The organism is Nitrospira sp. T9, from assembly GCF_052156535.1.
Taxonomy (GTDB): domain Bacteria; phylum Nitrospirota; class Nitrospiria; order Nitrospirales; family UBA8639; genus Nitrospira_E.
In genome coordinates this window covers 89,495-115,675 of record NZ_JBQKUP010000038.1, presented here as the reverse complement: position 1 = coordinate 115,675, position 26,181 = coordinate 89,495, and the positions used below count along the sequence as shown (strand labels likewise).

Annotated in this window: 24 protein-coding genes; 6 read left to right on the top strand and 18 right to left on the bottom strand. The window is 51.1% G+C overall.

All coding sequences use genetic code 11. From position 1 onward, the window contains the following. Positions 1 to 109: 109 nt before the first annotated feature. From ACTRXD_RS14380 to ACTRXD_RS14365, 4 genes are all read right to left on the bottom strand, one after another. Positions 110 to 1,756 carry an FG-GAP repeat domain-containing protein gene (locus ACTRXD_RS14380; protein WP_442432487.1) on the bottom strand — a complete coding sequence of 549 codons (1,647 nt, stop codon included), beginning with the start codon at positions 1,754 to 1,756 and terminating at the stop codon, positions 110 to 112. Positions 1,757 to 2,286: 530 nt separating this feature from the next. Further along, positions 2,287 to 3,480, bottom strand: a complete 1,194-nt coding sequence (locus tag ACTRXD_RS14375; protein ID WP_442432486.1) for a zinc-dependent alcohol dehydrogenase — start codon at positions 3,478 to 3,480, stop codon at positions 2,287 to 2,289. Positions 3,481 to 3,624: 144 nt separating this feature from the next. Further along, entirely contained in the window at positions 3,625 to 4,404 is a 780-nt protein-coding gene (locus tag ACTRXD_RS14370; RefSeq protein WP_442432485.1) for an SRPBCC family protein, read from the bottom strand. A gap of 639 nt (positions 4,405 to 5,043) precedes the next feature. Next, the gene (locus ACTRXD_RS14365; RefSeq protein ID WP_442432484.1) at positions 5,044 to 5,949 is read right to left on the bottom strand and encodes a sterol desaturase family protein; all 906 of its coding nucleotides are present in this window, start codon (positions 5,947 to 5,949) and stop codon (positions 5,044 to 5,046) included. Positions 5,950 to 6,259: 310 nt separating this feature from the next. Here ACTRXD_RS14365 and ACTRXD_RS14360 point away from each other — a divergent pair, with 310 nt between their 5' ends. From ACTRXD_RS14360 to ACTRXD_RS14345, 4 genes are all read left to right on the top strand, one after another. Continuing rightward, entirely contained in the window at positions 6,260 to 6,481 is a 222-nt protein-coding gene (locus ACTRXD_RS14360; protein WP_442432483.1) for a hypothetical protein, read from the top strand. Positions 6,482 to 6,723: 242 nt separating this feature from the next. Continuing rightward, positions 6,724 to 7,380, top strand: a complete 657-nt coding sequence (locus ACTRXD_RS14355) for a DUF2238 domain-containing protein (RefSeq protein ID WP_442432482.1) — start codon at positions 6,724 to 6,726, stop codon at positions 7,378 to 7,380. Continuing rightward, on the top strand, positions 7,358 to 8,020 hold the full coding sequence (locus ACTRXD_RS14350) for a DUF2238 domain-containing protein (RefSeq protein WP_442432481.1): 663 nt from the start codon (positions 7,358 to 7,360) through the stop codon (positions 8,018 to 8,020). Before ACTRXD_RS14355 ends, ACTRXD_RS14350 begins: the two co-directional genes overlap by 23 nt. Before the next feature lie 151 nt (positions 8,021 to 8,171). Next, positions 8,172 to 9,407, top strand: coding sequence for a hypothetical protein (locus tag ACTRXD_RS14345; protein WP_442432480.1), 1,236 nt, complete (start codon positions 8,172 to 8,174; stop codon positions 9,405 to 9,407). An 82-nt stretch (positions 9,408 to 9,489) separates the two neighbouring features. Here the strand turns inward: ACTRXD_RS14345 and ACTRXD_RS14340 are convergent, their stop codons facing one another. The 10 genes from ACTRXD_RS14340 to ACTRXD_RS14295 all read right to left on the bottom strand — a co-directional run bounded on the left by ACTRXD_RS14340 (position 9,490) and on the right by ACTRXD_RS14295 (position 19,374). Then, positions 9,490 to 9,693, bottom strand: coding sequence for a hypothetical protein (locus tag ACTRXD_RS14340; protein ID WP_442432479.1), 204 nt, complete (start codon positions 9,691 to 9,693; stop codon positions 9,490 to 9,492). Between the two features lie 14 nt (positions 9,694 to 9,707). Further along, positions 9,708 to 12,737 carry an FAD-binding and (Fe-S)-binding domain-containing protein gene (locus ACTRXD_RS14335; protein WP_442432478.1) on the bottom strand — a complete coding sequence of 1,010 codons (3,030 nt, stop codon included), beginning with the start codon at positions 12,735 to 12,737 and terminating at the stop codon, positions 9,708 to 9,710. 76 nt (positions 12,738 to 12,813) lie between these two features. Further along, entirely contained in the window at positions 12,814 to 13,920 is a 1,107-nt protein-coding gene (locus tag ACTRXD_RS14330; protein ID WP_442432477.1) for an enolase C-terminal domain-like protein, read from the bottom strand. A 93-nt stretch (positions 13,921 to 14,013) separates the two neighbouring features. Further along, positions 14,014 to 14,190: a hypothetical protein gene (locus tag ACTRXD_RS14325; protein WP_442432476.1), complete on the bottom strand. Its 177-nt coding sequence runs from the start codon at positions 14,188 to 14,190 to the stop codon at positions 14,014 to 14,016. Positions 14,191 to 14,464: 274 nt separating this feature from the next. Then, positions 14,465 to 16,216 carry a thiamine pyrophosphate-dependent enzyme gene (locus ACTRXD_RS14320; RefSeq protein ID WP_442432475.1) on the bottom strand — a complete coding sequence of 584 codons (1,752 nt, stop codon included), beginning with the start codon at positions 16,214 to 16,216 and terminating at the stop codon, positions 14,465 to 14,467. A 67-nt stretch (positions 16,217 to 16,283) separates the two neighbouring features. Further along, entirely contained in the window at positions 16,284 to 16,664 is a 381-nt protein-coding gene (locus ACTRXD_RS14315) for a sensory rhodopsin transducer (protein WP_442432474.1), read from the bottom strand. Next, the gene (locus ACTRXD_RS14310; RefSeq protein WP_442432473.1) at positions 16,661 to 16,840 is read right to left on the bottom strand and encodes a hypothetical protein; all 180 of its coding nucleotides are present in this window, start codon (positions 16,838 to 16,840) and stop codon (positions 16,661 to 16,663) included. Before ACTRXD_RS14310 ends, ACTRXD_RS14315 begins: the two co-directional genes overlap by 4 nt. Before the next feature lie 57 nt (positions 16,841 to 16,897). After that, a complete protein-coding gene (locus ACTRXD_RS14305; RefSeq protein WP_442432472.1) occupies positions 16,898 to 18,028 on the bottom strand; it encodes a Gfo/Idh/MocA family protein in 1,131 nt (376 codons plus the stop codon). Between the two features lie 237 nt (positions 18,029 to 18,265). Continuing rightward, positions 18,266 to 19,066: a PRC-barrel domain-containing protein gene (locus tag ACTRXD_RS14300; protein ID WP_442432471.1), complete on the bottom strand. Its 801-nt coding sequence runs from the start codon at positions 19,064 to 19,066 to the stop codon at positions 18,266 to 18,268. Positions 19,067 to 19,137: 71 nt separating this feature from the next. Continuing rightward, on the bottom strand, positions 19,138 to 19,374 hold the full coding sequence (locus ACTRXD_RS14295) for a hypothetical protein (protein WP_442432470.1): 237 nt from the start codon (positions 19,372 to 19,374) through the stop codon (positions 19,138 to 19,140). Positions 19,375 to 19,617: 243 nt separating this feature from the next. On the opposite strand from ACTRXD_RS14295, the gene ACTRXD_RS14290 reads away from it, so the two are divergent. After that, positions 19,618 to 19,980 (top strand): hypothetical protein, encoded by a 363-nt coding sequence (locus tag ACTRXD_RS14290; RefSeq protein ID WP_442432469.1) that lies wholly within the window; start codon positions 19,618 to 19,620, stop codon positions 19,978 to 19,980. 50 nt (positions 19,981 to 20,030) lie between these two features. Here the strand turns inward: ACTRXD_RS14290 and ACTRXD_RS14285 are convergent, their stop codons facing one another. The 4 genes from ACTRXD_RS14285 to ACTRXD_RS14270 form a co-directional block, all read right to left on the bottom strand. Next, positions 20,031 to 20,975, bottom strand: a complete 945-nt coding sequence (locus ACTRXD_RS14285; protein ID WP_442432468.1) for a ribokinase — start codon at positions 20,973 to 20,975, stop codon at positions 20,031 to 20,033. Continuing rightward, positions 20,972 to 23,353 (bottom strand): glycoside hydrolase family 65 protein, encoded by a 2,382-nt coding sequence (locus tag ACTRXD_RS14280; protein ID WP_442432467.1) that lies wholly within the window; start codon positions 23,351 to 23,353, stop codon positions 20,972 to 20,974. Before ACTRXD_RS14280 ends, ACTRXD_RS14285 begins: the two co-directional genes overlap by 4 nt. Before the next feature lie 317 nt (positions 23,354 to 23,670). Then, positions 23,671 to 24,525, bottom strand: a complete 855-nt coding sequence (locus ACTRXD_RS14275) for an alpha/beta fold hydrolase (RefSeq protein WP_442432466.1) — start codon at positions 24,523 to 24,525, stop codon at positions 23,671 to 23,673. Next, positions 24,522 to 25,418, bottom strand: coding sequence for a halocarboxylic acid dehydrogenase DehI family protein (locus tag ACTRXD_RS14270; protein ID WP_442432465.1), 897 nt, complete (start codon positions 25,416 to 25,418; stop codon positions 24,522 to 24,524). The genes ACTRXD_RS14275 and ACTRXD_RS14270 overlap by 4 nt, the downstream gene beginning before the upstream one ends. A 249-nt stretch (positions 25,419 to 25,667) precedes the next feature. Between ACTRXD_RS14270 and ACTRXD_RS14265 the strand changes: the two genes are divergently transcribed. After that, positions 25,668 to 26,156, top strand: a complete 489-nt coding sequence (locus tag ACTRXD_RS14265) for a hypothetical protein (RefSeq protein ID WP_442432464.1) — start codon at positions 25,668 to 25,670, stop codon at positions 26,154 to 26,156. The last annotated feature ends 25 nt before the right edge of the window (positions 26,157 to 26,181 follow it).

Below are 26,181 nucleotides of genomic sequence, written 5' to 3'. Positions count from 1 at the left end.
CTGCAAGGCCCCTGGAAAAGTTTATTAAGCCTTGAGCCAGGTGACTCTCGTTTCTGAAAAAACGAGAGTTACCTGAAGCACAGACCCTCTATTCGGCAGGTGCATCCAGCTAAGGTTGAATTTCCCAAGTTGTCGGGGCCGTGCCAGGGAAACCTACAGAAGTCCTGGTCACCCCGTTCATCAACCACACCGCCACCGCGCCGCTCGTGGTGTTGCGCCAGATAATATCTGCCTTGCCATCGGCATCCGTATCGCCTACTTGTCTAATTTGCCAGACCGAGCTCAACACACCTAAGGAGCCGGTAGAGGAGGGCGCCGCAGTCCCATTCAGCAACCAGGCCGCCGCACTTCCATTCGTGTGTCTAAAGACCAGGTCGGCCTTACCATCTCCGTTCAGGTCTCCGACTCCCTGGATGGTCCACGCGGTCGACGCCGTGCCGGGAAAGCCCACAGAGGTCCGGATCACTCCATTCATTAACCACACCGCCACCGCGCCGTTCGAGGTGTTGCGCCAGATGATATCCGCGTTGCCGTCGGCATTGGTATCACCCACTCCCGAGATCTGATAGACGGAGCCCACCACACCTAAGGAGCCGGTAGAGGAGGGCGCTGCGGTCCCATTCAGCAACCAGACCGCCGCACTTCCATTCGTGTGTCTAAAGACCAGGTCGGCCTTGCCATCCCCATTCAGATCCCCAACTCCCTGGATAGACCATGCGGTCGATACCGTGCCGGGGAAGCCTGCCGAAATCCGGGTTCCTCCGTTCATCAACCACACCGCCACCGCGCCCGTTGTGGTATTGCGCCAGATAATGTCCGCGTTGCCATCGGCATCTGTATCGCCTACTCCCGCGACCTCCCAGTCGGCACTCACCCCGCCGAGAGAGACGGTGGACGAAGGAGCTCCTGCCCCATTCAGCAACCAGACTGCAGCATTACCATTGGTATTCCTAAAGACAAGGTCAGCTTTGCCATCTCCATTCAAATCCTGCCCAGCCGAACCCGATGACTCAATCAGCCGAACCGCGCTGCCGTACTTTCCCTTATATTGCTCAGCCACACTTCCATCAAAACTGATGGTCAGCAGCACCGTCCCATCGCTACCGGGATCAATGCCACTAAACCGGGCCACATAGCCCTTATCATTGTCCGCCGGCAATCTAGTGGAAGGACTTGTCGGTCCCGTGAACAGCACACCCCCTGGATACGTTCCAGTATCAGGATTATCAGTCGCCACGGAACTCGAATTTGTAAATGCGTCCTGCCCTGAAAGGGTCACCAGGGAAGCTCGTTCCCACCCGTTGTTGTTTCGATGAGCATAAAATGTCAGATCATAGGTTTTGTCCGGGTTTAGCCCGCTAAAGGTCAACACCAGGGAATTATTCACATCATCGATATAGGCAACCACGCCCTTCCCGTTGACTTTGCCGTCAAAGATTGTAAAGGCATCACCGACAGTCGGGTCTGCCCCTTGCAAATCATTGGCCCCGGCAATAAATTGGCCGCCGGTCACGGTCATGGTCACACCCGTATCAAGGCCGGTAGCAAAATCTTTCAATGGGCCGGTGGAGGGCAGGCCAGAGCCCCCATTCGGGGACGTGATCTTCGTGACATTCGTGTCCAGCTGCCCGGTCCCCCAAGCCAGATCATTATAGGCTGTAAAACCAGCTGCCGCAGCCAGAGAGGTCGTCCCCATGGTCAGGACCGCCGCAGTTAGCAACCCCGCTATCCACCCGGAAGTCCGAGACGTACACATGTTCATAAATCCCCCTTTCCTTTTCCGCATTGTGTAAAGATGATTTTTGCATAAAAGCCGTTCATTTCACGAAGTCTCCTTTAAACGTTTACGTGGGAATATGGAGAATACAATCATGGAAAGGTCGGTGATTGCCCACGGCATGACAGATGTTTCTTTTGAAGAGATTCACAGATAGAAGTGAACTCTTACACGGATTCTCTCCTATACCACTTCCTGATGTACTTCAACGAAAAATTGTAGGGGGGTATTAATAGGGGGGTCGGCCTCCATTACCGTCGCCACCCTCACAGGGCCTTGGCTCATCGCTCATCGCGTTCAGCCTAGTGCCTCTCATCATTCACCACCTGAGGGGGCTGGCATAGAGCCAGACCGCCAGCATATCTTGAGCCCACGTGGATGGGCAAGAGATAGGGCGGTGGGACATTTCCACTATCCCTTATCATCTTCTTCATCTGTTGTTTAAGGAGGCATTCAGAGTTGAAATTGCCGAACATTCGTTTGTTATTCCGATTGTATTCCGACAAAATTCAAGGGCAAAGAACAACTTTCCTGCACTCATTTTGGTGAAACCGGAAATTTTTATAGGCATCAGGAGCTTCATCAAGATTATAGCGGTGGGAGATAATGAACGATGGGTGGATCTCTTGTTTTTCAATACGTTCAAACAGCGGCTGCATATAATTATGCACGTGAGTCTGACCGCAACGTATGGTAATGCCTTTACCGAAGATGGCGCCAATCGGAAACTTATCGGCAAAACCGCCATACACCCCGGGTATGGAGATCGTGCCGTTTTTGCGAACGGCTCGTGCCGCCTGGCGAAGGACATGAATCCGATCGGTCGCGAGAAAACTTGCCACCTTAACCCGGTCGAAGAGGGCGTCTACCGTTGTGCCGTGAGATTCGAGTCCCACGGCGTCAATGCAGGCATCAGGGCCTTGGCCACCGGTCGCATTCATGAGGTAGTCATAGACGTCATCCTCATCAAAATTAATAGTTTCTATTCGATCATCCTCATGAACCTGTCCGGGGTGGCCCCGCCGCGCAAGGTCGAGACGTTGGGGAAAATGATCGATGGCAAATACCTTGTCTGCGCCAAGCATCAGGGCGCTTCGTATCGCAAATTGTCCCACAGGTCCACAGCCCCATACGGCCACGCTATCACCCTCCCGAATATCGCAATTCTCGGCGGCTTGATATCCTGTCGGAAAAATATCTGAGAGAAACAACACTTCTTCATCCTTCAATCCAGCAGGAATTTTAAACGGTCCCATATCGGCAAAGGGAACCCGTACGTATTCGGCCTGGCCGCCCGCATAGCCGCCCAGCATGTGGGAATATCCGAACAGCCCGGCGGGTGAATGGCCATAGGCCGCTTCCGCCATCCACGCGTTGGGATTCGAATTGTCGCAGCAGGACCACAACTTCCTTGTGCAGAAAAAACAGTTTCCGCAGGCGATATTAAACGGGACGACAACCCGATCCCCTTTTTTCAGATTCTTGATAGCGGCACCGACTTCAACAACCTCCCCCATGAACTCATGACCGAGGATGTCGCCGGATTTCATGCTTGGAATATATCCATCATACAGGTGAAGGTCCGACCCGCAGATGGCCGTTAAGGTCACTCGCACAATGGCATCACGGGGATTGATTATTTCCGGATCGGAAATGTTTTCGACCCGGACATCATGTTTCCCATTCCAACAGACGGCGCGCATAAAAAATCTTTCCAGCCCTTCGCAGGCATTTTCCTATCGCTGACAAAAAAGTCGGCACATTAGGCATATAATTATGAACATGAGATAGGCCTGATGGTAAATTCAGTGACCCCTCCGGCATGAGAAGTTTCCATGTTCATGAGATTAGGAGGGACGGTGCGCCGTTGCGACGGGATCTGTGATCCCGAGTTCATCACTGACATCGCGGAGATTGTTTATCAGCCCGGAACGATCCGTGCCCGGGCAGGCTTCCTGGTTTCGTGTAATTTCTCCTGTTTCCATCAATTGGCGAAAACGTCGAAGATCTTCGCTGACCTGCCGTGCAGGGTCTTCGGGAAGGAGTTTTGCCATTGCTGCGCCAAATACTCCTCCGGGCGGAGACCATCGACAATCCAAAGAAAGAATCGTTCCGCGATTTCCTGCCGCGCGTCGCAGGGACAAAACTCCCTCGTGTTCAAGGTTGGATTCCGATTCTATGGTTCGCCATGTCAGCATCTCGTTTTGGCGTTCTTCCAGAATCTCGGCTTCCCAATAGACTTCTTTATTGAAAGGCCCACGTGCATGCCAAACCGAACGTGTGTCATCGAGTATCTCCACGGCCACGATGTTGTGCATGAATCGGGGAAGATTATTCAAGTCACGCCAAAAGGCATAGATGTCCGCCGCCGGTCGATTGATGCAAATGGATTTTCGAAAATGCACGATTCTATTCAATGGATGTCGAATGGGAGTTCCATAGGATTCGTCTATTCCCAGGGCTTCATAGAGACGACTATGGTTCGAAAAGCCATGCATAAGGAGGCTTCCACCGACCAGGATGGGAAGAATCCGCCCCTTGCCTCTCTGCGTGAGTCCGAAACCGATCAAACCGGTTCCCATGCCAACTGACAGGACTTGTTCAATGGCCCCGATATTATTTTTCATTTGCACTCATGCGAGAAATGGTAGAGTTGGTCATTTTCTTTGCCTCAGTTTCTGAATTGCATGTGAATCAACGTCATGAGCCTGAACCGGATTGGTGTAACTATATGGGATTCACAAAAACTTTTGACCTGTTAATATCCCTGGATAGTAAAAGTTATCCACTTCTATAGGTTGTTATGATTGCTGTTTCAGAATGAGGCCTTCGTCCCCACGAACCTCAAAAGGCGCATGGAACTTCTCCTGGTTTTTGTCTAAAAAAGTGGAAAGGCATACCTGGGGGGCCCACGTCTGATCCCATTTTAATGTCTGCGGTGTGCTGCTAAAGTTCAACAGGATCATATAATTTTCCTCGTTTCCCACTCTCTGATACGCAAGAGAGGCCCCTGGACCGCGATAATCTCGAACCGACCCGTGGTAAAGGTGGAACGTTCGCGACGAAGTGCAAAAAGCCGGCGATATAAAGTCAGGAGTGAAGTCGGATTATCACGTTGGGAGGCGACATTGGCGGTGTGAAAATCCTCGGCAATCGGCAACCACGGTTCATGGTGGAGGTTCTGAGGGCAAATGTTGGTTTGGTAAAAAAGAATCTTATCGCGAAGGAGATTACATCGCCTATGACGAAGGTCCCAACATGATTTATCATTCGTTGTTGGGGTGGGTCTCCGGGGGAGGCCATGAGGGAGGTTGAGGGGCAAAGGGCATGAGAAGAAGATGGGCAAGGGCCAGATCACGCGGGTTCTGAAAGGCCGGCACACCAATGGTGATGCTCTGTTGGGGGACGTCAAGTGTGAGTGTGCCATGCAGAACATCCCAGATGGTGAGGCCGCTGGACCAGTTGGAATTCGTTTCGTCACGCCGGGTGGAATGATGAATGCCGTGCATTCGTGGCGTCACGATCAGTTTGACCAACCGGCGTTCAATCGACAGGGGGAGGGCAACATTGGAATGATGGAACAGAACCGAGATCAACAGGCAAGTCTGCCATAGTGAAAGGGGGAGGGGAGAGATGCCGAGGAGGAGGACCTGGCCTGCTCGCCATCCCACCGAAAGAACCATTTCTCCAAAATGAAATCGAATGGCCGTGGATGCATCCAGATCTTTATCAATATGATGCACGACATGAAAGCGCCACAACCATGAGAGTCGATGAGTCAACACATGCCACCAATACAGCGTGTAATCCATCAGCACCACGGCAAGCGGAATTTCCAGCCAGACCGGAAGCGAAAGCCACTTGAGCACCCCCACCTTTCTTTGGGTGACATAACGGGATAATCGCGAAACGAGAGGACGTTCAGTAACACGAAGCGCCAGTGCCGTCATCCCGGCCATCAAAAGATTTCTGTTGGTCCGTTCACCTCTGGCCTCAACCCGATGGCGGAGCGGTCGACGGCGCTCCCGGTAGAATAAAAAGCAGAAGGTACCGTAAATCAACGGTCCGCTGAACCATCCGGGCAGACGTCTCAGTAGCCAATCCTCTTTCGCATGGCTTGATTCAGGAAATTTTTCCCGGCTGGCGGACTGAGTGGAATGCGCCTGCTTCATGGTAGCCGATTCTCTCTTTTCCTGTGCCGTTTTCGTCGGACTCTTGCCTGAAGTATTTTCTTTTATTGATACCTTGTCAAGTTTCACGTGTATCTCTTCCGCACAACCCTATTCTTCATATTCATCAGGAATTCTTTCCGGTGTACTCCTAATTTCTCAAGTGGACATTTAGGCACGATGCCTGCCGGATTCATCCATATCCTACCAATATCCACCTATGTTGTAGTTGAGATAGGCGTAATTCAGTCTGTCGTCATGACCGGTTGCAGATCAATTCCACCCGCACGACGTATCTTGAAAGGAGATAAAGATGGCAACCCAATGGGGCTTATGTAAAAGATGTCAATGGTGGCAAATTGAACCATCTGCAAAAATTGAAGATGCCACAATGGGACTCTGTATCGATGAAAACCTGCAAGCGTATCGATTGTTGGTCTCCGGCAATAGTGGATGCAATCGATTCATGAAAGGCAGTCCGGCTCAGGCGGAAGGTTCCTCTTCTCAGCCCCCGACCGCTTCGCCCACAGGATAGTGGGAAGGGAGCCTTATGGGGCAAAGCGTGAGAAATTGATTAGTGGGTCTCACACCGGCGCAGGAAAGGACTGATCAGCAAATACATACGACCAGACGTGGACGAGGCAGGTCTTTATGATGCGTGTAGGTCTCTAACACAGGGGAGAGTATCCTCCTGTGCCTTCTCATTCAGAACTCTGTGGGAGAGAATGGAATTGCTGTTTGATCAAGCTATGAAAATTGATTTCAGGGAGTACAGATTTGAAAAATTTGGTGATGGTCGGCTTATTGCTGTGGTATATCGGATTCTTTTTGGTAATGGGGTGGTCCCCTCTTGATCCTCAAAGTTGGGCATTTTCCAATATCCTACCTCTTCTTTTCGTCGGTGTCTTGACCATTTCCTACCGACCATTGCCCTTTTCCATCGCTTCCTATGTGCTTATGGCGTTGTTTCTCACCCTGCATACGATTGGATCCCATTATACGTATGCGCAGGTGCCTTTCGGACTCTGGTTGGAAGAGCTATTCGATTTACCCCGTAACCATTTCGATCGAATCGTCCATTTTTGTTTTGGTTTGTTCTTTGGCTATCCCTTATTGGAACTTTTCGAAAGGGTTCCCGGGATGTCTGCATGGATCCGTGCTGGAATGGTCGTGGTGACACTTGTGGGATTGGGCGGGTTGTGGGAAATTCTTGAATCGTGGGTAACGCGCATTGTTCATTCGGAATTAGGTCTGGCCTATTTGGGTGCACAGGGAGATATTTGGGATGCCCAAAAGGATATGGCAGCCACGTTATATGGCGCGCTGCTCTGGTTGGCAATTATGCTGTGCTTCTGGAAATTGAATGGACCTTGTTCATCCGGATCACAGGAAAGGACGGTAGATCTTCCACATGCGTCTGACCACTGCCGTTAATGCCCCAAACCGGAAAAATTTTCGCGAGCATCATCTTGTACACGTGCTTCTGGCTTGGTACGTGGTGTTTTGGATAGCTCTCGCCATAGAACCGATCGACCGCCATGATTGGTTTCTCGAAAATATTTTAGCGATAGGATTGGTCATTGTTCTTGTCGCAACGTATCGATGGTTTCCCTTATCGGATCTTTCCTATATTTTCCTCACCGTGTTTATGACCCTTCATGCAATCGGAGCCCATTATACCTATTCAAAGGTTCCTCTTGGGTTTTGGATGCAGGATTGGTGGGGATTTGAGCGCAATCATTTTGACCGGATCGCGCATTTTTCATTCGGGCTGCTCCTGGCCTACCCGTTAAGGGAGTTATTCCTTCGCCGGGTCAATGTGCGTGGGTTCTGGGCTTATTATCTCCCCATTAGCGGAATATTGGCCTTCAGTGGATTCTTCGAAATTATCGAATCGTGGGTGGCTCTCCTTGTTCGTCCGGAATTGGGAGAGGCGTATCTTGGCACACAGGGTGATGAATGGGATGCACAAAAAGATATGACGGTGGCAGTCATCGGAGCATTTCTCACCATCATGCTGACCTATGCACTTTCCAAGGTCGTCTCCCAAAAATCTCTTCAGGCTCCTCCCTAGCCTTTGCTAAGTTCCTATGAATAACCTGACCACCTTGGGCTCCATTCCAATTCACGCGCAGAGGAACATTTTCAGCCGACCACGGTGGCGTGAGCGTGTTGTAGGTTCAATCCCTGTTCATATGGGGTTGTTGGTCTTGGCGATATCTTTGATGGTGATTTCCCCTCGGTTCGCTTCGGGGGAAGGAACCGACACGCCGCTTGCCGGAGAACCCCATCAGACGGAAATTTTTGGACAGGAAATTCATGTCCCTCCACGGGATCGCCGACATGTGACGGCGATCAATATCGGTATGAATTGGATTCCCGATGGACCCAAACGGTTAGAGCTTCTCCCATTCGGCGCGTTGTTTGTCTGGCGCAATTGGGATGATGAAAACCAGCGGTTTCGGGGGACTTTCTCAGGCGTATTCAATGATATCCAGTATCAGCGTGGTCTGTCATCCACCAGCCCATGGTTTGCCGCCATGACCTTTGAAAATGTGATCATCCCATTCGGCCGATACGAGTATGTCGAAGGACAGGCTATCAAGGACGTGGAATTGGAATGGAATTATTTCTTTGCGGGGATCGGTATCGGATATCGCAGGCCATTATCCCCGGGAGGGCAGGATAATGCAGCCGAATTTTCATTAACGTATGAACCCGGTTACCGTTGGTTTGATCGCAGTTCAAAGACGTCCAATAATTTCATTGTGCCCCAAAATACATACGAAGGCCGAGTCCATGCCCGGCTTCGGATAGATAAATTTGAACGAAATCTTATGGAATTGCTTCATCACGGATTCGCCTTTGGAGGTGATGCCCTCTATGGACATCGCGCCCGTTGGCGTCAGTGGGGAGATCCGGAATTCGAGACCCCGGATAACCAAGATGACCACACATTTATGCTTGCCAGCTTCTATGCCGCCTTGGCGGGGAAGATCCCTTTGGTCCCGACAGAGCGGCACAGACTGATTGTCACGATGTATGGCGGAATCGGGAAGAACCTTGACCGGTTTTCCACCTTCCGATTGCCTGGGCGTCCCACGGGGTATGAATGGGAGGCGCTCTCCCGTCCTCTCATTCCGGGAGTGGCCTTCAATGAATTGTTTCCGCGGAAATACGCGATAGCCAATTTCACCTACCGGTATGAGGCGCTCTTTTTCTTGTATCCGTATATCCGAGGAACCTGGTCCGCGATCGAACGAGCCCGTTTCAACGGTAACGGTTCTCTTCGCTATCAGGTAGATATGCTGCCGGCCGTGGGAGGTGGAATTGTCAGCGGGGCTCCATGGGGTTCACAAATAGAAATTAATTATAGTTATAACTTTGGCATATACCGCGATCGCCATGGGCCGAAGCTGGGAGGGAATAGTGTGGTGGTGTTCTGGTCAAAGCTTCTTTAACACGAAGCGAAGTTCTCCCGCATCCGAAATTTTCATGAATCAGGATGAGGATCCTTCCCTTCTCTGTTTTCTTCCGGTACGGTTAGTTCCGTTCTTGCGTCGGGACCTGAGGATCGACATGCATTTCTGTTTGAACCACTCCATAGAAGATCGTCGCAAGGGACAGAATCAACAAAAAATAAAAGGCCACACGTGCCGGTCCCACAACAGGGGTCGAAAAGACTCCAAATCCAATGACCGCACAAATTCCGGCAATGATGAGTAAAATGAAGCCGATGGTGAGCATTAGGACCTCCTTTTCTAGTCGGCAAGGAGCCGGCTTTGTGAAAAAACTTCCGCCACGGGTTCCTCTGCCCGGCCTTTCGGAAGAGAAGCGTCGGACCCTTGTTCAGCACCGTTCATCGCTCTTTGAAGCACTTCGGCCGTATGGAGCGCGTTCCGGCCGGTCGTTTGCATGATTTGTTCGCGACAACTGAATCCATCGGTAACGACTAATTCTTTTTTTGCCGCCGCTTCCCGAATCTTCGGAAGAAGAATTTGTTCTCCAATAGCCAGTGAAATCCCGTAATGCTCTTCTTTAAAGCCGAATGACCCCGCCATCCCGCAACATCCGGAATCGAGAAGTGTGCAATCTAATCCGATGTCCTTTAAAATTTTCATTTCACTCTTCATCCCCATGACGGCCTTTTGATGACAATGACCATGCACAATGGCTCGTTCATGGAGCTGCGGCCAGGCAATGGGTCCTGCCTGTTTATCAAGAAATTCTCCAAGCGTACACGTTAATCCGGCCAGCCGTTTCGCATGCTCATCATTGGGAAACAATTTAAGAAGTTCGTCGCGAAAGACCGCCACGCAACTGGGTTCAAGGCCAATAACGGGAATGCCGGCGGCGATATCCTTATCTAAAGAATTTAAGATTTGACGCAGCAGGAGTTTGGCGGTTTTCAGCATGCCGAAATCATATAAGGGGCGTCCGCAACAGAGAGGCCGTGGAGGGATGGTGACCTCAAAACCAATTTTCTCCAACACCTCAACTGCCGCTTTCAGTGTGTGTGGGGAAAAATAATTATTAAAGGTGTCAGGCCATAACACCACTTTGCGCGCTGCAGAATAAGAAGCAGGCCGCTTATGAAACCAGGCGGTAAAGGACTTCTTGGCATAGCGAGGCATGTCTCGTTGAGGAGCAATGCCTCCAAATTTTTTGACCAGAGTCCCTAATATCGGAGCATGGGTCACGGCATTCACCACCCCAGGCATGGTGGAGGCGAGCCTTGACCACCAGTAAATGAGTCCCATGGAAAATGCGGCGCGGGGGCGGAGGCGGCCTTCATAATAGTGAGAGAGAAACTCTGCTTTATAGGTGGCCATATCCACGTTCACTGGACAGTCGCTCAGGCAGCCTTTGCAGGCCAGGCACAGATCCAATGCCTCTTTGACCGCTTCGCTTCGCCAGCCGTGGCGTAAGGGATTGCCTTGTAACATTTCGAATAGCAGGTGTGCCCGTCCGCGCGTGGAATGTTGTTCCTCCCGCGTGATTCGGTAGCTGGGACACATCGTTCCGCCTTCCATATTCCGGCAATCTCCCACGCCGACACAGCGTAACGTGGCCCGCGGAAAGCTCCCCCTATCATCCGTATAGTGAAAATGGGTGTTGAGTTGTGGCGGATTATAGGAAGTTCCCAACCGCAGATTGTGATCAAGGGGATGGGCATCGATCACTTTTCCCGGATTCATTTTCCCATCAGGATCCCAGGCCTGTTTAAATTCACGAAACGCATTCATGAGTTCCTGGCCGAACATCTTCGGCAGCAATTCCCCCCGTGACTGCCCATCTCCGTGTTCACCGGAAAAAGACCCGTGATACCGCATCACCAGGTCGGAGGCTTCTTCGATGAAATTCCGGTATGTGTCAATTCCCGCCCGCGTTTTTAAGTCAAAATTAATGCGGGTATGAATGCATCCCTGGCCAAAATGGCCATACAGCGCACACTGATACCCGTGCGCCTGCATCAACTCGCGAAGATCCCGGAGATAATTTCCCACGTCCTTCGGTGCGACCGCCGAATCCTCCCATCCGGTCCAACTGTCATCACCGCCCGGCACTCGAGCTGTGGCCGCGAGACCCGATTTGCGAATCTTCCACACGTATTGTTCCTGAGCTTTATTATCATAGCGTTTCATGGCCGGGGCTTGAGATTGCTTGCCAAGTTCCTCCATGAGCTCCCGTGCCCGGTCATCCGCTTCTTGCTGGGTGTCTCCGCCAAATTCGACAAGCAGCCATCCCCGGCCCTCTGGAAGCAAGGACAGTTTATCAACATGCAAATGGTTTTTGGTCATATCACCCACGAGCATATCGTCCAGCCCTTCCAATCCGATCGGTTGATGCGCCAGGATGTCCATCAAATGGTCTCCGGCTTGATAGATGTCCCGGTATCCAAGGACAATGAGTGTCCGCCATGGCGGACTCTTGACGAGTCCGACCGTTGCCTCCAACACGGTCACACATGTGCCCTCGGTCCCGACCAGCGCTCGAGCGATATTGAAATCATGTTCGGGGAGTAATTGATCAAGATTGTATCCCGACACTCTTCTGGGAATGTCGGGATAGCGGGAACGAATGAGCGAGGCGTATTGATCGCGAATGGATTGTAACCTGGCATAGATGTCACCGCGTCGGCCTCCCTGCCGGATAATGTGGTGGAGGTCCTCTTCACTGGTTTTGCCCACGCGCATCCGCAATCCATCATAGGTGAGGATTTCCAGTTCCTCGATGTTATCCACTGTTTTTCCGCCCATCAGGGCATGCACTCCACAGGAATTGTTTCCGATCATCCCACCCAGTGTGCAGTGATCATGTGTGGACGGATCAGGCGCAAACGTCAAATGATGCTGTTCCGCTCTGTTGCGCAGCACATCGAGCACGACACCCGGTTGCACGCGTGCACGCCGGGAGGCGGGATCAAATTCCATGATGGAATGGAGGTATTTCGACATATCCATGACGACGGCCACATTACAGCATTGGCCGGCCAGACTGGTACCTCCACCGCGTGAGAGAACCGGGACTCCATGCCGGTGACACACGGCCACCGTCGTGATCACATCTTCCACGGTTTTAGGAATGACCACCCCGACGGGCACTTGGCGGTAATTCGATCCGTCAGTCGCATATAACGCCCGGCTTCCTTCATCGAAACGCACTTCTCCTTCAATGGAGATTTGAAGGTGAGAAGACAACTCAGCTGCAATCTCCTGATAGGCGAAATCCTCCTGTCGGTTTTTTTTGACCCGAGCGGTATTCAAAATTGGTAGTGATTTGGTCAACATGAAGTTTTTGTCCTTGTCTGGTGCACCTTACGAAATTCCCTATGGGATCCGCCTTGGCAGGAAATCCCCGCAAGGTTCAGAGAGCAAATTGAGCGGCATCCGCCCGTTTGAATTCCAGGCCATGTCCTGCACGACTCAAATCAGGATAGAGTCTGCCGTTAATCGGTGCCGGGACACCGTCAAACAGCATCTGTTCTATCCTGACATGGTCGTGAAAATATTCGATGTGTCGCAAAGGGTGGAGCGCACAGGCCGGATGAAGGTGAAGTGACGGCGCACAATGAGCTGATAGCGGTAGAGACCGGGCTTCACATAATGCTCCGACCTGTAAAAATCCGGTGATACCGCAACGCGAGGCGTCAGCTTGAAGCACATCCACACATTGGGCATCCACCATTCTTTGAAAATACGGCAAATCATATCCATATTCTCCTGCCGTGATCTCAAGGGATGCCGGCGCATGTTCTTTGATTAGATTGAGCCCGTGGAGATTATCGGATGAGACCGGTTCTTCGAACCATTCAACGCCGGATTCCGCGAATAATTCAGAAAACCGCATGGCTTGTTTAACCGTATAGGCTCCATTGGCATCGACAAAGAGGCGGGTGCCGGGTTGAAGGGCGTTGCGTGCCACGTGGACCCTGTGAAGATCCTGGTCAGGATGACGTCCAACTTTCATTTTGACCTGCGAGATTCCCTGTTTGCTCCACGTCCCCAATTGATCCTCCAGCTGTTGGTCCGTATAGGAGGTAAATCCTCCACTCCCATAAATTGGAATCCCATTCTGAGCACGCCCGAATAACATGATCAGTGGAATATTCAGCACCCTCGCCTTTAAATCCCATAGGGCCATATCCACAGCGGCGATGGCCATGGAAGCAATGCCGGGTCTCCCCAAATTCCGTATGGCCCGTCTCATGATCAGCCAACATTCGGGAATCGCCATGGCGTCATGATCTTGCAACGCGGCACACAACGTCTTGTCAATCAAAATAGCCGTGGCGATGTCGGCATAGGTATATCCCCATCCTTCTCCAGCCCGTGTTCCTATCCGCACCACCACCAGCGTTGTAGAATCCCAGGTATACGTGCCATCCGATTCAGACATGTCAGTGGGAATTTTATAGACCGAGACCTCATAGCGATCGATCCTGGTGTCAGCCTGCGGCAGAACTGCCATCATTCCACCTAAGCGTAAACATATCGGGGCAGATGCACCGGGTCCGGAGGAGGGACAACATGAATCATACATCCCAATTTTCTACCTCGGATGTCCTCACTGACTTTTATCAACACCGGTACCATTCACATGCTCCTTTTCACGGGCCTGATCGTATCCACCATTGACCCGGCCTTGTCTTTTTCTTTCAACGTATTGGTACGCAAGTGAAATGGCCGACCCCATTGCACACGTAGAGAGAATGGTGGTGATGTCTTCGATGGTTTCCTTCATCCACTTCATCTCCGTACTTATCATCATAGGAAACATACAGCCGATACACCGCAAATCGGATTCCTTGAGAATGAACCCTTCAAAGAATTATTCAACACCATTACCATTCCTTTACCCATCCCTCATAAACACTGACCTTTTTTCAATAACTGTGCAAGGGGACATAACCCTTGGCGCAAAGAAGAAAGGTGAGAGGAACAAAATTTTGGACCTATTATTTCAGGAGCGTCGCTAGCGTCCCCTTCTCGAGGCTATGGATTTCTCCAGCATTCCGTTAGACGAGTTCTCGTACCCGATCGGACAAGGCCGTCATAGCAATTTTCACCCGGTTCGGTTCGCCTCTTGCCAACGATTCTGCAAATTTGGCGGCTTGGCTCATCGTAATGTTGGCCGGCATCGGAGGCTCAAACGGATCGACGATGGCCTGTACCAATACCGGCCCCGGCGTTTGGAAGGCCTGGTCGATGATGGAACCACAATCCGCAGCATCGTCGACGGTCAGTCCGGTTCCTCCGCATGCCTGAGCGACGAGGGCAAAATCAATGGGATGCAATTCGCATCCGTATTCGGGATTTCCCAGAAACACCATCTGTTCCCATTTAATCTGGCCGAGCGTATTGTTTTTGATGACGAACACTTTCACGGGCAATTGATATTTGACACAAGTGGCGAACTCAGCCATGAGCATCGAAAATCCCCCATCTCCCACAAAGGCGATACATTGACGATCCGGATAGGCGATTTGGGCCGCAATCGCATAGGGTAACCCGCAGGCCATGGAAGCCAGAGTGCCGGATACCGTGTGTTTCTGCCCTCGTTTGGCCGGGATTTGTCTGGCCCACCAGGTCGTGATCGTTCCCGAATCACAGGAAACGATGGCATGGTCGGAAAGACGTTTGCCGAGTTCCCAGGCCACCACCTGGGGTTTCATGGGTTTGTCTTTTCGGGTTCCGCGTTCTTCCATCAATGTCCGCCATTTGGCCATTGCCGTTTGTGCCCGTTCCAAAAATTTACGGTGTTTATTCCGTTGCAACATCGGCGATAGCTCTTGGAGGGTTTTCCGGCAGTCGCCAACCAAGCCGACTTCCACCGGGTACCGCAGTCCGATTCGCGCCGGATCAAGATCGATTTGAACGGCCCGGGCCTGTCCGGGCTTGGGATAAAATTCCATATAGGGAAACGACGTTCCGATGAGAAACAGGGTATCGCAATCCTCCAAAGCCTCTTGAGAGGGCGCGGTTCCTAACAATCCGATACCCCCTGTCGTATAGGGACTGTCATCAGGTACCGACGCTTTTCCCAATAACGGTTTAATAATGGGCGCTCCCAGCAATTCTGCAATGTGTTCAAGTTCATCGGTGGCTTCCAAGGCTCCAGCCCCGGCCATGATGGCAATACATTTTCCCTCATTCAATACGTTGGCGGCCTGTTGCAAATCGGCTTGACTGGGTAATCGCGCGCTACGGGAAAAGATTTCCATCGAATGGTGGGGAATATTGCGTTTGGAATAGCCTTTGTCTGCTTTTGTTTCTTGCAGATCGACGGGGAAATTAATGTGCGCCACCCCGCGATAGCTCAACGCGGTCCGACAGGCCAAGTCGACCACATTCTCCACATGCGTTGCGCTCATCACCCGTGTGTTATAGACCACCACATCCTCAAAAACTCTGGTAAGATTCACGTCTTGCTGGGCATGGGTATCGATCAAATCGTGAAAATGATGACCGGTAATAGCCAGTACAGGCTGTTTCTCCATTTTGGCATCATACAAACCATTCAGAAGATGAAGCCCTCCAGGCCCTGAGGTGGCCAGGCACACGCCAAGCTTTCCCGTGTATTTCGCATACCCGCAGGCCATCCAGGCTGCGGACTCTTCATGGCGAACCTGGATGAATCGTATGGTATCCTTTCGTTGACGCAGGGCTTCCATGATTCCATTAATGCCATCTCCGGGAAGACCGAATATGACGTCTACGCCCCAATTTTGAAGCTTCTCTATCAACACGTCCGCGGCGGTTTTTGTCATGTTCTGAGTTCCTCTCTTGTTTTCTCCAGTTTGAAATACGCAGTCTATACCTCGGTGCATGAATACATTACAAATGGTCCGTATAGGCGATGGTAGACAGAAGAGCATTCTCCGCCTGTCGGGAATCCAGCCTGGTGTGTTGCACCACAATCGGCACATCGGACTCGAACAAGCTGGCGAAATCTGTATCCTTGGGTATGGGTTCGGGGTCTTCCAAATCATTAAAGCGAATATGACTCGTTCGACGTGGGGGAACGGTGATGTGGTAAGGCCCCGCCGGATCACGGTCCGCATAAAAAATCGTGACAAGCACATGCGCCGGATCGTTCGAGACATTCAGCAGGCATGCGGTTTCATGACTCGTCATCTGCGGCTCAGGTCCATGGCTTTCCGCAGGGATATACCCTTCCGGAATGGCCCATCGTTTGGCCCCCATTGGTTGATTCATGAACTCATTCCCTCTTCTGGTGATGTTCCTTGAGCTTTTCCAATCTGTCCTTGCCGATGGCGACGTTCCCATTCCCTATCTAATGCAGCTTCCAGAAGATAAGAAGGCAAAGCCTGATCGATATCCCCGGAGGAAGGTGACCCCTGGGGATCAATGTTGTTCAATTGTTCATTCATACAGAGATTCCTTTCCATTGCCTGTAAAAAATGAATGAAAATTCTGTATGTCCATCATCATCCTGACGGACTTTGGGCATGGATAAGTCTGGGCTTTTTAACCGGCGGACGGCGAAGGTTTTGCCGAAGCGTTGGACGACGTTTCCGCTCGACTCCTTTAACCGGGACCGGTTGGCCTTTTTGGGCTGAACGGTACAGAGCTTCAATAATGCGGACATCATGGAGGCCCTCATCGCCTGCCGGTTCAGGAACCCTATCCTTTAAGATGCTATCCGAGAATTTTAAAAGTTGTGGAGCAAATTGATCACGTTTGGCGAAGGTCTGCTTTTTCTCTTTCCCGTTCATCGTCAGGTAATGAGTAATGGGTTCGACATATTCGTAGGCTGAGGTCACCCGCAGTTGTCCCGTTGTACCCACAATCCGAAACTCGGAAACGTCGGCGGCTCCGAAACTACAGATAAAGGTAGCCAACCGGTCATCAGGGAATCGGAGCATAACGGCGCTCATTTCTTCGACTTCGTCGAATCGGTCGGTCCCTTTTCCTGCCGTACTGGCAAACACCTCAAGGGGTTCCGCATGAAAAAGATTCCTGGCGGCATTCAAACAATAAATGCCGATATCCCACAGCGTGCCTCCACCGGTCTCTTCCCGTAACCGGATATTCTGTTTATCTTTGACCGGGAGACTAAATGCCGATTGGAAATACCGGGGCGTGCCGATTTTCCCTGTTTGAACCAGGTGGATGGCCCGAAGATTGGCCTCTTCAAAATGAAGCCGATAGGCCACCATCAATTTGACCCCATAATGGTCCGCTGTGCGGATCATGGTTTCACATTCCTTGACTGATAAAGCCATGGGCTTTTCACACAACACATGAACGCCCGTTTCCGCAGCTCTGACGGTATATTCGCAATGCAAATGATTGGGAAGCGCGATATACACGGCATCAATTTCTTCCTTTTCCAGACATTCTTCATATTGGTCATACGAATAAAGACCGTTGATGCCGTATTGTGCTCCCAATTGCTTCAATTTTTTGGAATCATCGGAAATCAACGCTGCTAATTGTGAGTTTTTTTTCGCATGTGCGAATGCCGGGAGTACGGCGACCTGAGCGATATAGCCCAGCCCCACCACCGCGTATCGAATTTTCTTAGAGCCAGATGTCCTTTTGGGCGAACGTGCCATCCTGGGATCTCCTTGTGTCAAAAGAGTAAGACCGAACCATTATTTACAGCTTGTATCAGCGTTTGTATCGAAAATGAACTGGAAAGAACCCTGGTTCCAAAAAATATCAGGCAGGATTTGACACTCAGATTCTTGAAGCGGTTCCACAAAGAGGAGGATGATTAGGGAAGGGCAGCACGAAGTCAGACGGGAAAAAGCCCGGATGGCTTTTTCCCGTTAACAGAACATAGAGAAAATTTATTTATTTCCGGACGATGTCTTCGTATGGATTCCACTCCCTGTGTCCCATTTGGGAGTGCCGTCATCCTTTCGCACGGCCAGAACTTTTCCATTTCCTTTCAGAGTAACTTGAGAGGCGGAGACCAAACTTTTCCCCTCCCGCATGATCCGTGATCCGGTTACCTCCACCTTATCGCCTTCCTTGATCTCCATTCCCTGCTCCTTGAGATAGTTATCAGGCGCGACTCGAACCCGTTCGGTCCCGGATGGCGTTTTGACGTCCAACACGATCAAACTATCGGTGGTGGTCACTCCGGGCTCCAACATGTCGTGATCCACATTTTCCACAGTCCCTTCTACCGTTTGGACGGTTGCAGGATTAAAATCCTTAGTCTGGGCCGTAGCAGCTTGCTCGTGGCCCATGAAGGCGTGGTCTTGAGGCGTTCTTTTTTCGCCAATGGGAGCTTCGGCTACCTGAACCACCATGTTCTCATCCTGTTTGGTCAGCTTCACCTCCGCCCAGGGGATCGAATAATTTTCCGACCCGATCCCAAGAGTACCGCCGAATGTGCCTCCATACGAGAGAACTATGTAGGATATTTGCCCTGTGGTTTGATCGATCAGTAAATCTTTGACCGTCCCGAGTTCTTTGCCCGCCTTGTCAATGACCGTATTCCCGAGAAGGGAGTTGGCATTGAGAAGAAGTTCCTTGGATGGTTGGCCTGACTCGCTAAGGGCTAACGACATGCCTCCTCCTATGAGAGCAAAGGCTAATGCCATTCCGAGTGTGCCACTGTTTTTGCGCCTTGTGTTCATCATGATAACTTTCCTTTTGTGAGAGTGGTTAAACGATGGTGCTTGAGATTTGGTTTCTTTTATCTCCCTTATGATTAAGGTATGGATTTTCGATGGGATACCACCTGTTTTTGAAAGTGTTCAGTGATGGGAAACGATATATAGGAAATTTGTCCGGGGTTCTGATCTCTCAACAATTCATTAACCGTAACCGTTCTCTTCGCCGGACTTGTCGTGTCAAAACCATTGAGAAGCATCACGAGCCCCCCTCCCGCCACGCTAAAGGTCAAAGCCAGTCCGATAAAATCTTTGATGGTGATGAGTGAGTTCATTGGATTGTGTTCCTAGGAGCGAAATAGATTTTTGGGAGATTCTCTTCTTTTCCAGATTGTAGAGAAACCGAAAAAGAATGGGCCTGGGTAAAACCCTTGCATCTTGGGCCCTCTCCCCTTAAGGACTTGCCCCGATTATAAATTTAATACGTTTTTCCAGGGTTCTTGTCAGATGCTTTTGATCTGTATGCGGGGGATAATGATGAGACAGAGACAAGAAAAATATAAAAAAGAGGTGAAAAAATGAAACGACCAAAAGTGGATATGTGGTCAGTGGTGCTGGGAATCTTTGTGATTCTTCTAATGAATGCCTCTCATCTCCCCATGGGGGTGTCGGGATCAGGTGTCCCAAAGACGGCAATTTCAGCTGAAACAGTCGAACAGGATCCAACGGGATTGAATAAAGAACCTCCGGTCATTCCACCTATTGACCCGGAGATGGTGGTAGAGCCGGATATTCCGCCCAATCCGGAGGCCGTGGTGACTCCCCCGGTGGTGGACCCGGAGATGGCGGTGGATCCGACAACCCGACAGCCCATGACCGAAGAAAAACTGGAACAAATTACTCCGGAAGAACTGGAAAAAAACCCTTCCGATGAGAAATAATAGCAGATTCCAATAGGCAGAGCGCTGAAGAAATTTCGATTCAATAGTTGTTATTTTTTATGTATGACAACCTTCCGCAAGAGAGATTCGATTTGGCGTCGGGTGGGGTATGAAGATTGGGAGCCGTACCCGGTCACAGCGTGGGTGGACGCGGCAACCGCAAATGCTGCGGCTTGCTCAGGGGGTTGATTTTCCAGAATCGCCACACTGAATGCTCCCGCAAACGCATCGCCCGCTCCGGTGGTATCCACTGCCTCGATCTCGGGAGCGGAGATGAAGAACTGATCGTCCGTCGTGACTATCGCGCATCCCCCTGTTCCCAGTTTGACGCAAACTCCTTTATTTCCATGTTTCATAAGTCTGGAGGCCGCTTCCAAGGCCTGGTCCTGAGTATCAATTGGAATGTTTGTCAAGCGTTGAGCCTCGGATTGATTGGGGGTCAAATAGCAGCCGGCTTCCATTAATTCCTCATCCAATCTCTCCGCGGGTGAAGGATCCAGAACAATGGGCATACCACATTCCTCGGATTGTCGAACCGCCTGCTTCACAATTGACAGCGGGACTTCCAAATCTACAGACAATACGGATCCGGGTGGTGCCGTTTGAATGGCGTATCTGACTGATTCTTCATCCTCTTTGGACCAGATGCCATTGGCATTCGGAGCCAACAAAATCCCTTTTCGTCCGTTTGGTGGAACAATGATGACTGACACACCCGTGGCTTGGTTTTTTATGCTTCGGATGGTGGATACATCGACACCCATTGCCCGCAATGGGTGAAGGGCGATTTCCTGAAGTGCATCGGAGCCGACATGGCCGATCACTTGTGCCTCGATTCCCAGATGACAGGCCAGCCATGCCACATTGGCGGCCTTTCCTCCACCGGCCATAAAAAAATCCTGACCCAACAGGGTTTCCCCTGCTTCCGGCCAGCGATCCGCACGGAGTTGAAAATCTACATTGACGCTTCCAAGGGATAGAATGCGAGGGTTCATATGGGAAAATCCTGTTGTGTAGGGGTTCCAAAAACATGGCGTGTTCCACGCACGTTGATGACGAGAGGAAAGTTCGGTCCTGCAGAGACGTCAAGACTCAGGGTCTCTGGGGAAATCTGCACCTTGATCTGATGCTGGCGATATTGAATCCTCATCGCTAACCCCTCTAGGGTGTCCGGAAGACGAGGATTCACCGTTAACACATTATTGTCACAATCAATTCCACCATAGCACCGCTGCATGAGATCGATGGTTCCTGCCATGGCTCCTAAATGGACGCCTTCGCCCGTCGAGCCTCCTTTGATTTCATGAACATCCTGTCCCAAGGCCTCAGCCAGACACGTCCATGAGCCGCTTCGGTTGGAGCGTGCGTGAATCCAGCCGAACACGACGCGACTGAGCGTCGAACCATGAGTGGTGCGCTGTTGATAATAGGCGATGTTCTTTTGCAGCAGGTTGAGGGAAAATGGATATCCTAAATTCGCAAAAATCGATTCGAGTTCATAGACGGTCAGGAGATAACACAACATGAGGACATCAGGCTGTTTGGAAATCTTGTATCGATTCACCGTGTCTCCCTCGGCTTCGAGAATGTGATCGATTCGTCGTATATCTCCATACCGGGCTCGATACGCGTTCACATCCAATTCTTCAAGATTCTCATAACCCGCGAATTGGCTGATGAGACCGTCTTCATGAAAGGGAATGAACATATGGCGGGTGATGGTCTCCCAGTGTTCCAGGTCCGAATGATCAATCGAAAGGGTTTCCATCAGTTGTTGGCGCGAATAGTCGGGGAGAGTCTGGAGAACATGCCGGGCGCATTGAAGAGTCCAAACAGCCATGATATTGGTATACGCATTGTCCTGAAGTCCGGGCGTCGGGCTATCCGGATATCCGGTATGAAATTCATCGGGTCCCATGACCCCGCGAATATGATATCGCCCGCTCATTTCATCGAGTGTGGCCAGACTGGACCAGAATCGGGCGATTTGGAGCACGAGCAGTCCGCCGTGGGACTGAAGAAATTCCAGGTCGGCTGTTGCCTGATAATATTTCCATATTTGATAGACAATGGAAGCATTCTGATGGCATTGCAAATGCGTGTGGTCCTCAATCCAATGCTGGGAATAGGGATTCCATTGAAACCGGGGAGTTTGCTCGGAGCCGTCGCTGCCACTCCTCCAGGGAAACCGGAGTCCCTGGAGACCATACGGCTGTGCCTGAGATCCGGCCTGGTGTTGGCGCCGTGACCGATACAGAAGCATGGCGCGGGCAACCCTTGGCAGTCGCATTATCAGAAAGGGTAAGGCAAACACATCATCCCAAAAAATGTGGCCTTGATACATTTCGCCGGTCAGTCCTCGGGCCGGAAGACTGGCATCAAGTTTTGTCAGATGGGGAGAAGCCGTTTGCAGGAGATGAAAGAGATGGAGCCGGAGCATCAGTTGATCTTCGGGACGGTTCTGAATCCGGATATCGGTCATATCCCAGATCCGCTCCCATGCGTTTTGATGGGAGCGGAGCAACTGTTCGAACGATCCGGCTGAAGCCAGGCTGTGGTGCACGGCCTCAAGCGGCTCGGAAATGCCACGATCCCGTGAATGGTAGAGCGCCACGGTTTTGACAATCTGTAGAGGAGTCTGCTCCTGAATATCTAGGACGAATTCTTCGATGGGCATATCCATTTCCTGAAGATTCTGTTGAAGGAGGAGATGGCCGCCCGAGACGTGCGTTCGAAGCCCCTGGGCCAATCGAATGTGAGATTGAAGTGTTTCCGTAACGACGTAGAGCCATCCCTCCTTATGGAACCCCGAGTCGAGCAGTCGATAATGTTTGGTGTTCATCTCACGGTACCGATCAACATTTTCATTGCTGATCTCGGAATCCAAGGCAGATCGTACGTGCAATCGACCTGACCAGTGCAGAGGAGTAAAGGTCCATTGCAGGGTCGCAAGATGGGGATGCTCCATATGTACCAGCCGAATTGTGTGGAGAATGGTTTCGCGGCCTTGAGGTTCCGTAAAGTGTATGTACCGGCTGAGCACGCCCCGTTGCAGGTCCAATTCCTGGCGATAGGTGTTCACCTGAACCTGTTCCATCGAAAACCATTGGCCATTATCCATGGCAAATGTCAGGTACAGCCAATTGGGCCAGTTCACGATCGTTTCATGAGAGACCGTTTCTCCCGCGATTATGCTTTCGCATCGATCATAGACGCCTGCCAAATAGGTTCCGGGATAATGGCCGTCGTGTTGTGTGGCTTCTTCAAACGCCCCGCGTGAGGCCCAATACCCGTTACCCAGTGTGCAAAGGGCTTCACGGGCTTTCTGATCTTTAACATCCCAATGATCAAATGTCAGTTTCCATTCATTCATGCACGGCCTGCAGGGTGACGAGTCGATATTCGTGTTGATGGGGCTGTTGAAAAAAGCCGCCAGCGGCGTTCTCGCCATTTTTCCGTGCTCACGTACTGGAAGTACGCTCTGCGCGCAAAAATGGCTGCGGCCTTGCTGGATGAAATTTTTTGAACCGCCCCGAGGCCTCTAATAGGCAATGGGCCTGTGGGTCAATATGCCCTTGGAAATTATTATTTTTCAACACTCCCTTGATTCCCGATATTTTCGCTATCCCCTGGTCAAGGGGACATACATCAGTAAGATAGCTGTGGCGTTCATGATACACGGATGAGCAGCTAGACCATTCCAGGCCGGGATGGCACGGTACGTTCGAAAAAGTCCAGCAGATGCTTTTTCACGATGTCCGGTTGATCCCACATCAGGAAGTGTCTTGCGTCTTTTACGCGAATCAGTCTCGATTCGTGGATATCTTTCACCAGCCGTTCCCCGTAATGGATCGACTGAAATCGATCCTTCACACCCCAGAGGACAAGTGTGGGAATTCTAATACCAGACAGGAGATGAGTAATTTCCGTCGTCAGATTGGTATTCAGTGCAGCAGCATTTCGTATGAGGGAGAGTTTCCCTGTCTCAGTGGTGTAGGGTGCCAACAACCCCTCCAATATGTTCCGGTTCAGGGATGACGCAAATCCGCGTTTTAAGGCTTGTCGAAGCAATCGCACTGCCAGTGAGGCCGATATTTTCCGATGCGCTTCAGGGTGTCCGAACTGGAGCATCAATTCAATTGGCCAGGAGTCATAACAGACCGTGTTCATGACGATCAGCGCTTCGACTTGTGCGGGGAACAGGGTGGCCATCCTCAACGCCACCCCGCCACCGATATCATGTCCGATGATTGTGGCCCGAGGAATCCCTAATTGGGTCATCCAGGCGGTGATCATGTGTGCCTGGCAGGCAATGGATCGGTTAAAACAATCCGCCTTATCACTAAAACCAAATCCGAGTAAATCGGGAATCAGGACGCGACGGGTTCGCGCCAACTCAGAATAGATACCGTGCCACAGGTAACCCCAGACCGGAATCCCATGAATCAGAATGACCGGGGGACCATCTCCTGCCTCCACATAACTGACAAACCGGTCATTGACCCGGCTGACAATTTGGAGCCGTTGAAATTCGCGCCAGGTCATGTCGATGGTTCCAGGACCGGTGAGGAGAATTCAATGGGAAAGGGAGATCTCTCTAAGTCCTGACGAGATCGCCAATCCAGGGATATCAGCACGATATTGATAATCAGGGGTGGCAAGAGTTGGGTAAACTGAGCGGTCGTCTCAAGGAAGTGTGTTCGTTTCCTTCCCAGAATCCTCAACTGATTCTCAGACACAGTCAGTCGAGGAAGCACATGGCTTGCCATCTGTTGAGCCGCTTCCCGTAGTGTTAGCGCGGTTTCCAGGTAAAGAGGGTGGGTGACCACAGGTTTTAACCGATGCCATACTGAACATAAATATTCCGGCCACAATGCCAGAGTGCGATAATCGCTGTTGATGCCTGGTAAACCCAATGTTCGTTGGATATCCCGGAAGGTTCTCCGGAGAGTGGCATCGTCGGGGGTTTCGTCGATCATTTCCATGGGATACATGCGAAGGGGAATGCCTCGTGGAATAAGCTCATGATCCGGTCGTTGGGGCTGGAACTCGGACATGGCTGGGTGTTGGCAGGCGTACTCCACCACGGACGAAATGACCAGGAGCTTGGGATTGATGTAATGATAGAGGTCGAGAGTCGCTTGTATCTGAAAAATCTGACTCTCCCCCAATCCGACGGACGTGGCGGCATCTAACCGAGGAAGTTTCTCAGCAAGGCGGGCAGCGAGCGCCCGGATGTGATTGGATGATTCTTCAAAGAGACGGGTTTCAGCGACCGGTCGTATCGACTCCCATAAGACTGGGAAAAATTTTGGATAGGTGGCCCAAGTGCGAAAGTTGAGATTCACTCCCGACACACGAAAGACCTGTTTAATTTCATGAAAAATGCCGTCCAGCTCTTTATCGGCTTCTTCTTCTGGTATGGGATGGTTTTTCATCACAAGCGAAAAATAACATCTGAAGTTAGTGTCTGATTTCGTTCCCGGATCCTCCCGTTCTGCCCCTCAGAAGCAAAGTGTGGCCCACGCGGCCAGAATTGACTACTAGCAGAAACCCTGAAGTTTCAAGACAGGCCAGGGTTTCTGCTAGTTGTTGAGAATGTATTCATTCCTTATTTTCTGAATTTAACAGCGCGATCACCCACGGCGTGGAAGTGTGTCGTCCACAGGAATGAAGGGAGGCCATGTATGATTATTTCACCGACAACCACACGAGTTGAGGAACATACCGACACTGACATCAATGAGGAAATTTACAACCGCACCCAAAATAATGTCCTGTTGTATGCCTCCGCCGGACCTTCCGCTATCGATCGACGGTTAAGGGAGCTCGAGGTGGAATGGGATATCGAACGAGTGCTTGAAGCCAATGCTGCCTCATTTTCCCTCATGGGCCTGGCCTTGGGCGCTTTCCTTGATCGCCGGTGGTTTATATTCCCTGCCGCCGTCGCCGGCTTTCTCCTGCAACATGCCATACAAGGTTGGTGCCCGCCGGTTCCCCTATTCCGGCGAATGGGAATACGGACCACACATGAGATTCAACAGGAACGTCATGCGTTAAAGGCTTTGCGGGGAGATTATCGGGACGTGGCCGAACTAGCGGGTCAAGTCAATGGGGCGGACGTTCCGCAAGTGACTCGAGCATTTGAGGCAGCCGGAAATAATTCCTCCTCCTGAAGAAGTTAAGGACATTCTCGAAGCT

What these genes read in the sequence shown, in the direction of transcription:
- ACTRXD_RS14380 (WP_442432487.1), bottom strand. Translation starts at nt 1,756, where the DNA reads ATGTGTACGTCTCGGACTTCCGGGTGGATAGCGGGGTTGCTAACTGCG.
- ACTRXD_RS14375 (WP_442432486.1), bottom strand. Translation starts at nt 3,480, where the DNA reads ATGCGCGCCGTCTGTTGGAATGGGAAACATGATGTCCGGGTCGAAAAC.
- ACTRXD_RS14370 (WP_442432485.1), bottom strand. Translation starts at nt 4,404, where the DNA reads ATGAAAAATAATATCGGGGCCATTGAACAAGTCCTGTCAGTTGGCATG.
- ACTRXD_RS14365 (WP_442432484.1), bottom strand. Translation starts at nt 5,949, where the DNA reads ATGAAGCAGGCGCATTCCACTCAGTCCGCCAGCCGGGAAAAATTTCCT.
- ACTRXD_RS14360 (WP_442432483.1), top strand. Translation starts at nt 6,260, where the DNA reads ATGGCAACCCAATGGGGCTTATGTAAAAGATGTCAATGGTGGCAAATT.
- ACTRXD_RS14350 (WP_442432481.1), top strand. Translation starts at nt 7,358, where the DNA reads ATGCGTCTGACCACTGCCGTTAATGCCCCAAACCGGAAAAATTTTCGC.
- ACTRXD_RS14345 (WP_442432480.1), top strand. Translation starts at nt 8,172, where the DNA reads ATGGTGATTTCCCCTCGGTTCGCTTCGGGGGAAGGAACCGACACGCCG.
- ACTRXD_RS14340 (WP_442432479.1), bottom strand. Translation starts at nt 9,693, where the DNA reads ATGCTCACCATCGGCTTCATTTTACTCATCATTGCCGGAATTTGTGCG.
- ACTRXD_RS14335 (WP_442432478.1), bottom strand. Translation starts at nt 12,737, where the DNA reads ATGTTGACCAAATCACTACCAATTTTGAATACCGCTCGGGTCAAAAAA.
- ACTRXD_RS14330 (WP_442432477.1), bottom strand. Translation starts at nt 13,920, where the DNA reads ATGATGGCAGTTCTGCCGCAGGCTGACACCAGGATCGATCGCTATGAG.
- ACTRXD_RS14325 (WP_442432476.1), bottom strand. Translation starts at nt 14,190, where the DNA reads ATGAAGGAAACCATCGAAGACATCACCACCATTCTCTCTACGTGTGCA.
- ACTRXD_RS14320 (WP_442432475.1), bottom strand. Translation starts at nt 16,216, where the DNA reads ATGACAAAAACCGCCGCGGACGTGTTGATAGAGAAGCTTCAAAATTGG.
- ACTRXD_RS14315 (WP_442432474.1), bottom strand. Translation starts at nt 16,664, where the DNA reads ATGAATCAACCAATGGGGGCCAAACGATGGGCCATTCCGGAAGGGTAT.
- ACTRXD_RS14310 (WP_442432473.1), bottom strand. Translation starts at nt 16,840, where the DNA reads ATGAATGAACAATTGAACAACATTGATCCCCAGGGGTCACCTTCCTCC.
- ACTRXD_RS14305 (WP_442432472.1), bottom strand. Translation starts at nt 18,028, where the DNA reads ATGGCACGTTCGCCCAAAAGGACATCTGGCTCTAAGAAAATTCGATAC.
- ACTRXD_RS14300 (WP_442432471.1), bottom strand. Translation starts at nt 19,066, where the DNA reads ATGATGAACACAAGGCGCAAAAACAGTGGCACACTCGGAATGGCATTA.
- ACTRXD_RS14295 (WP_442432470.1), bottom strand. Translation starts at nt 19,374, where the DNA reads ATGAACTCACTCATCACCATCAAAGATTTTATCGGACTGGCTTTGACC.
- ACTRXD_RS14290 (WP_442432469.1), top strand. Translation starts at nt 19,618, where the DNA reads ATGAAACGACCAAAAGTGGATATGTGGTCAGTGGTGCTGGGAATCTTT.
- ACTRXD_RS14285 (WP_442432468.1), bottom strand. Translation starts at nt 20,975, where the DNA reads ATGAACCCTCGCATTCTATCCCTTGGAAGCGTCAATGTAGATTTTCAA.
- ACTRXD_RS14280 (WP_442432467.1), bottom strand. Translation starts at nt 23,353, where the DNA reads ATGAATGAATGGAAACTGACATTTGATCATTGGGATGTTAAAGATCAG.
- ACTRXD_RS14275 (WP_442432466.1), bottom strand. Translation starts at nt 24,525, where the DNA reads ATGACCTGGCGCGAATTTCAACGGCTCCAAATTGTCAGCCGGGTCAAT.
- ACTRXD_RS14270 (WP_442432465.1), bottom strand. Translation starts at nt 25,418, where the DNA reads ATGAAAAACCATCCCATACCAGAAGAAGAAGCCGATAAAGAGCTGGAC.
- ACTRXD_RS14265 (WP_442432464.1), top strand. Translation starts at nt 25,668, where the DNA reads ATGATTATTTCACCGACAACCACACGAGTTGAGGAACATACCGACACT.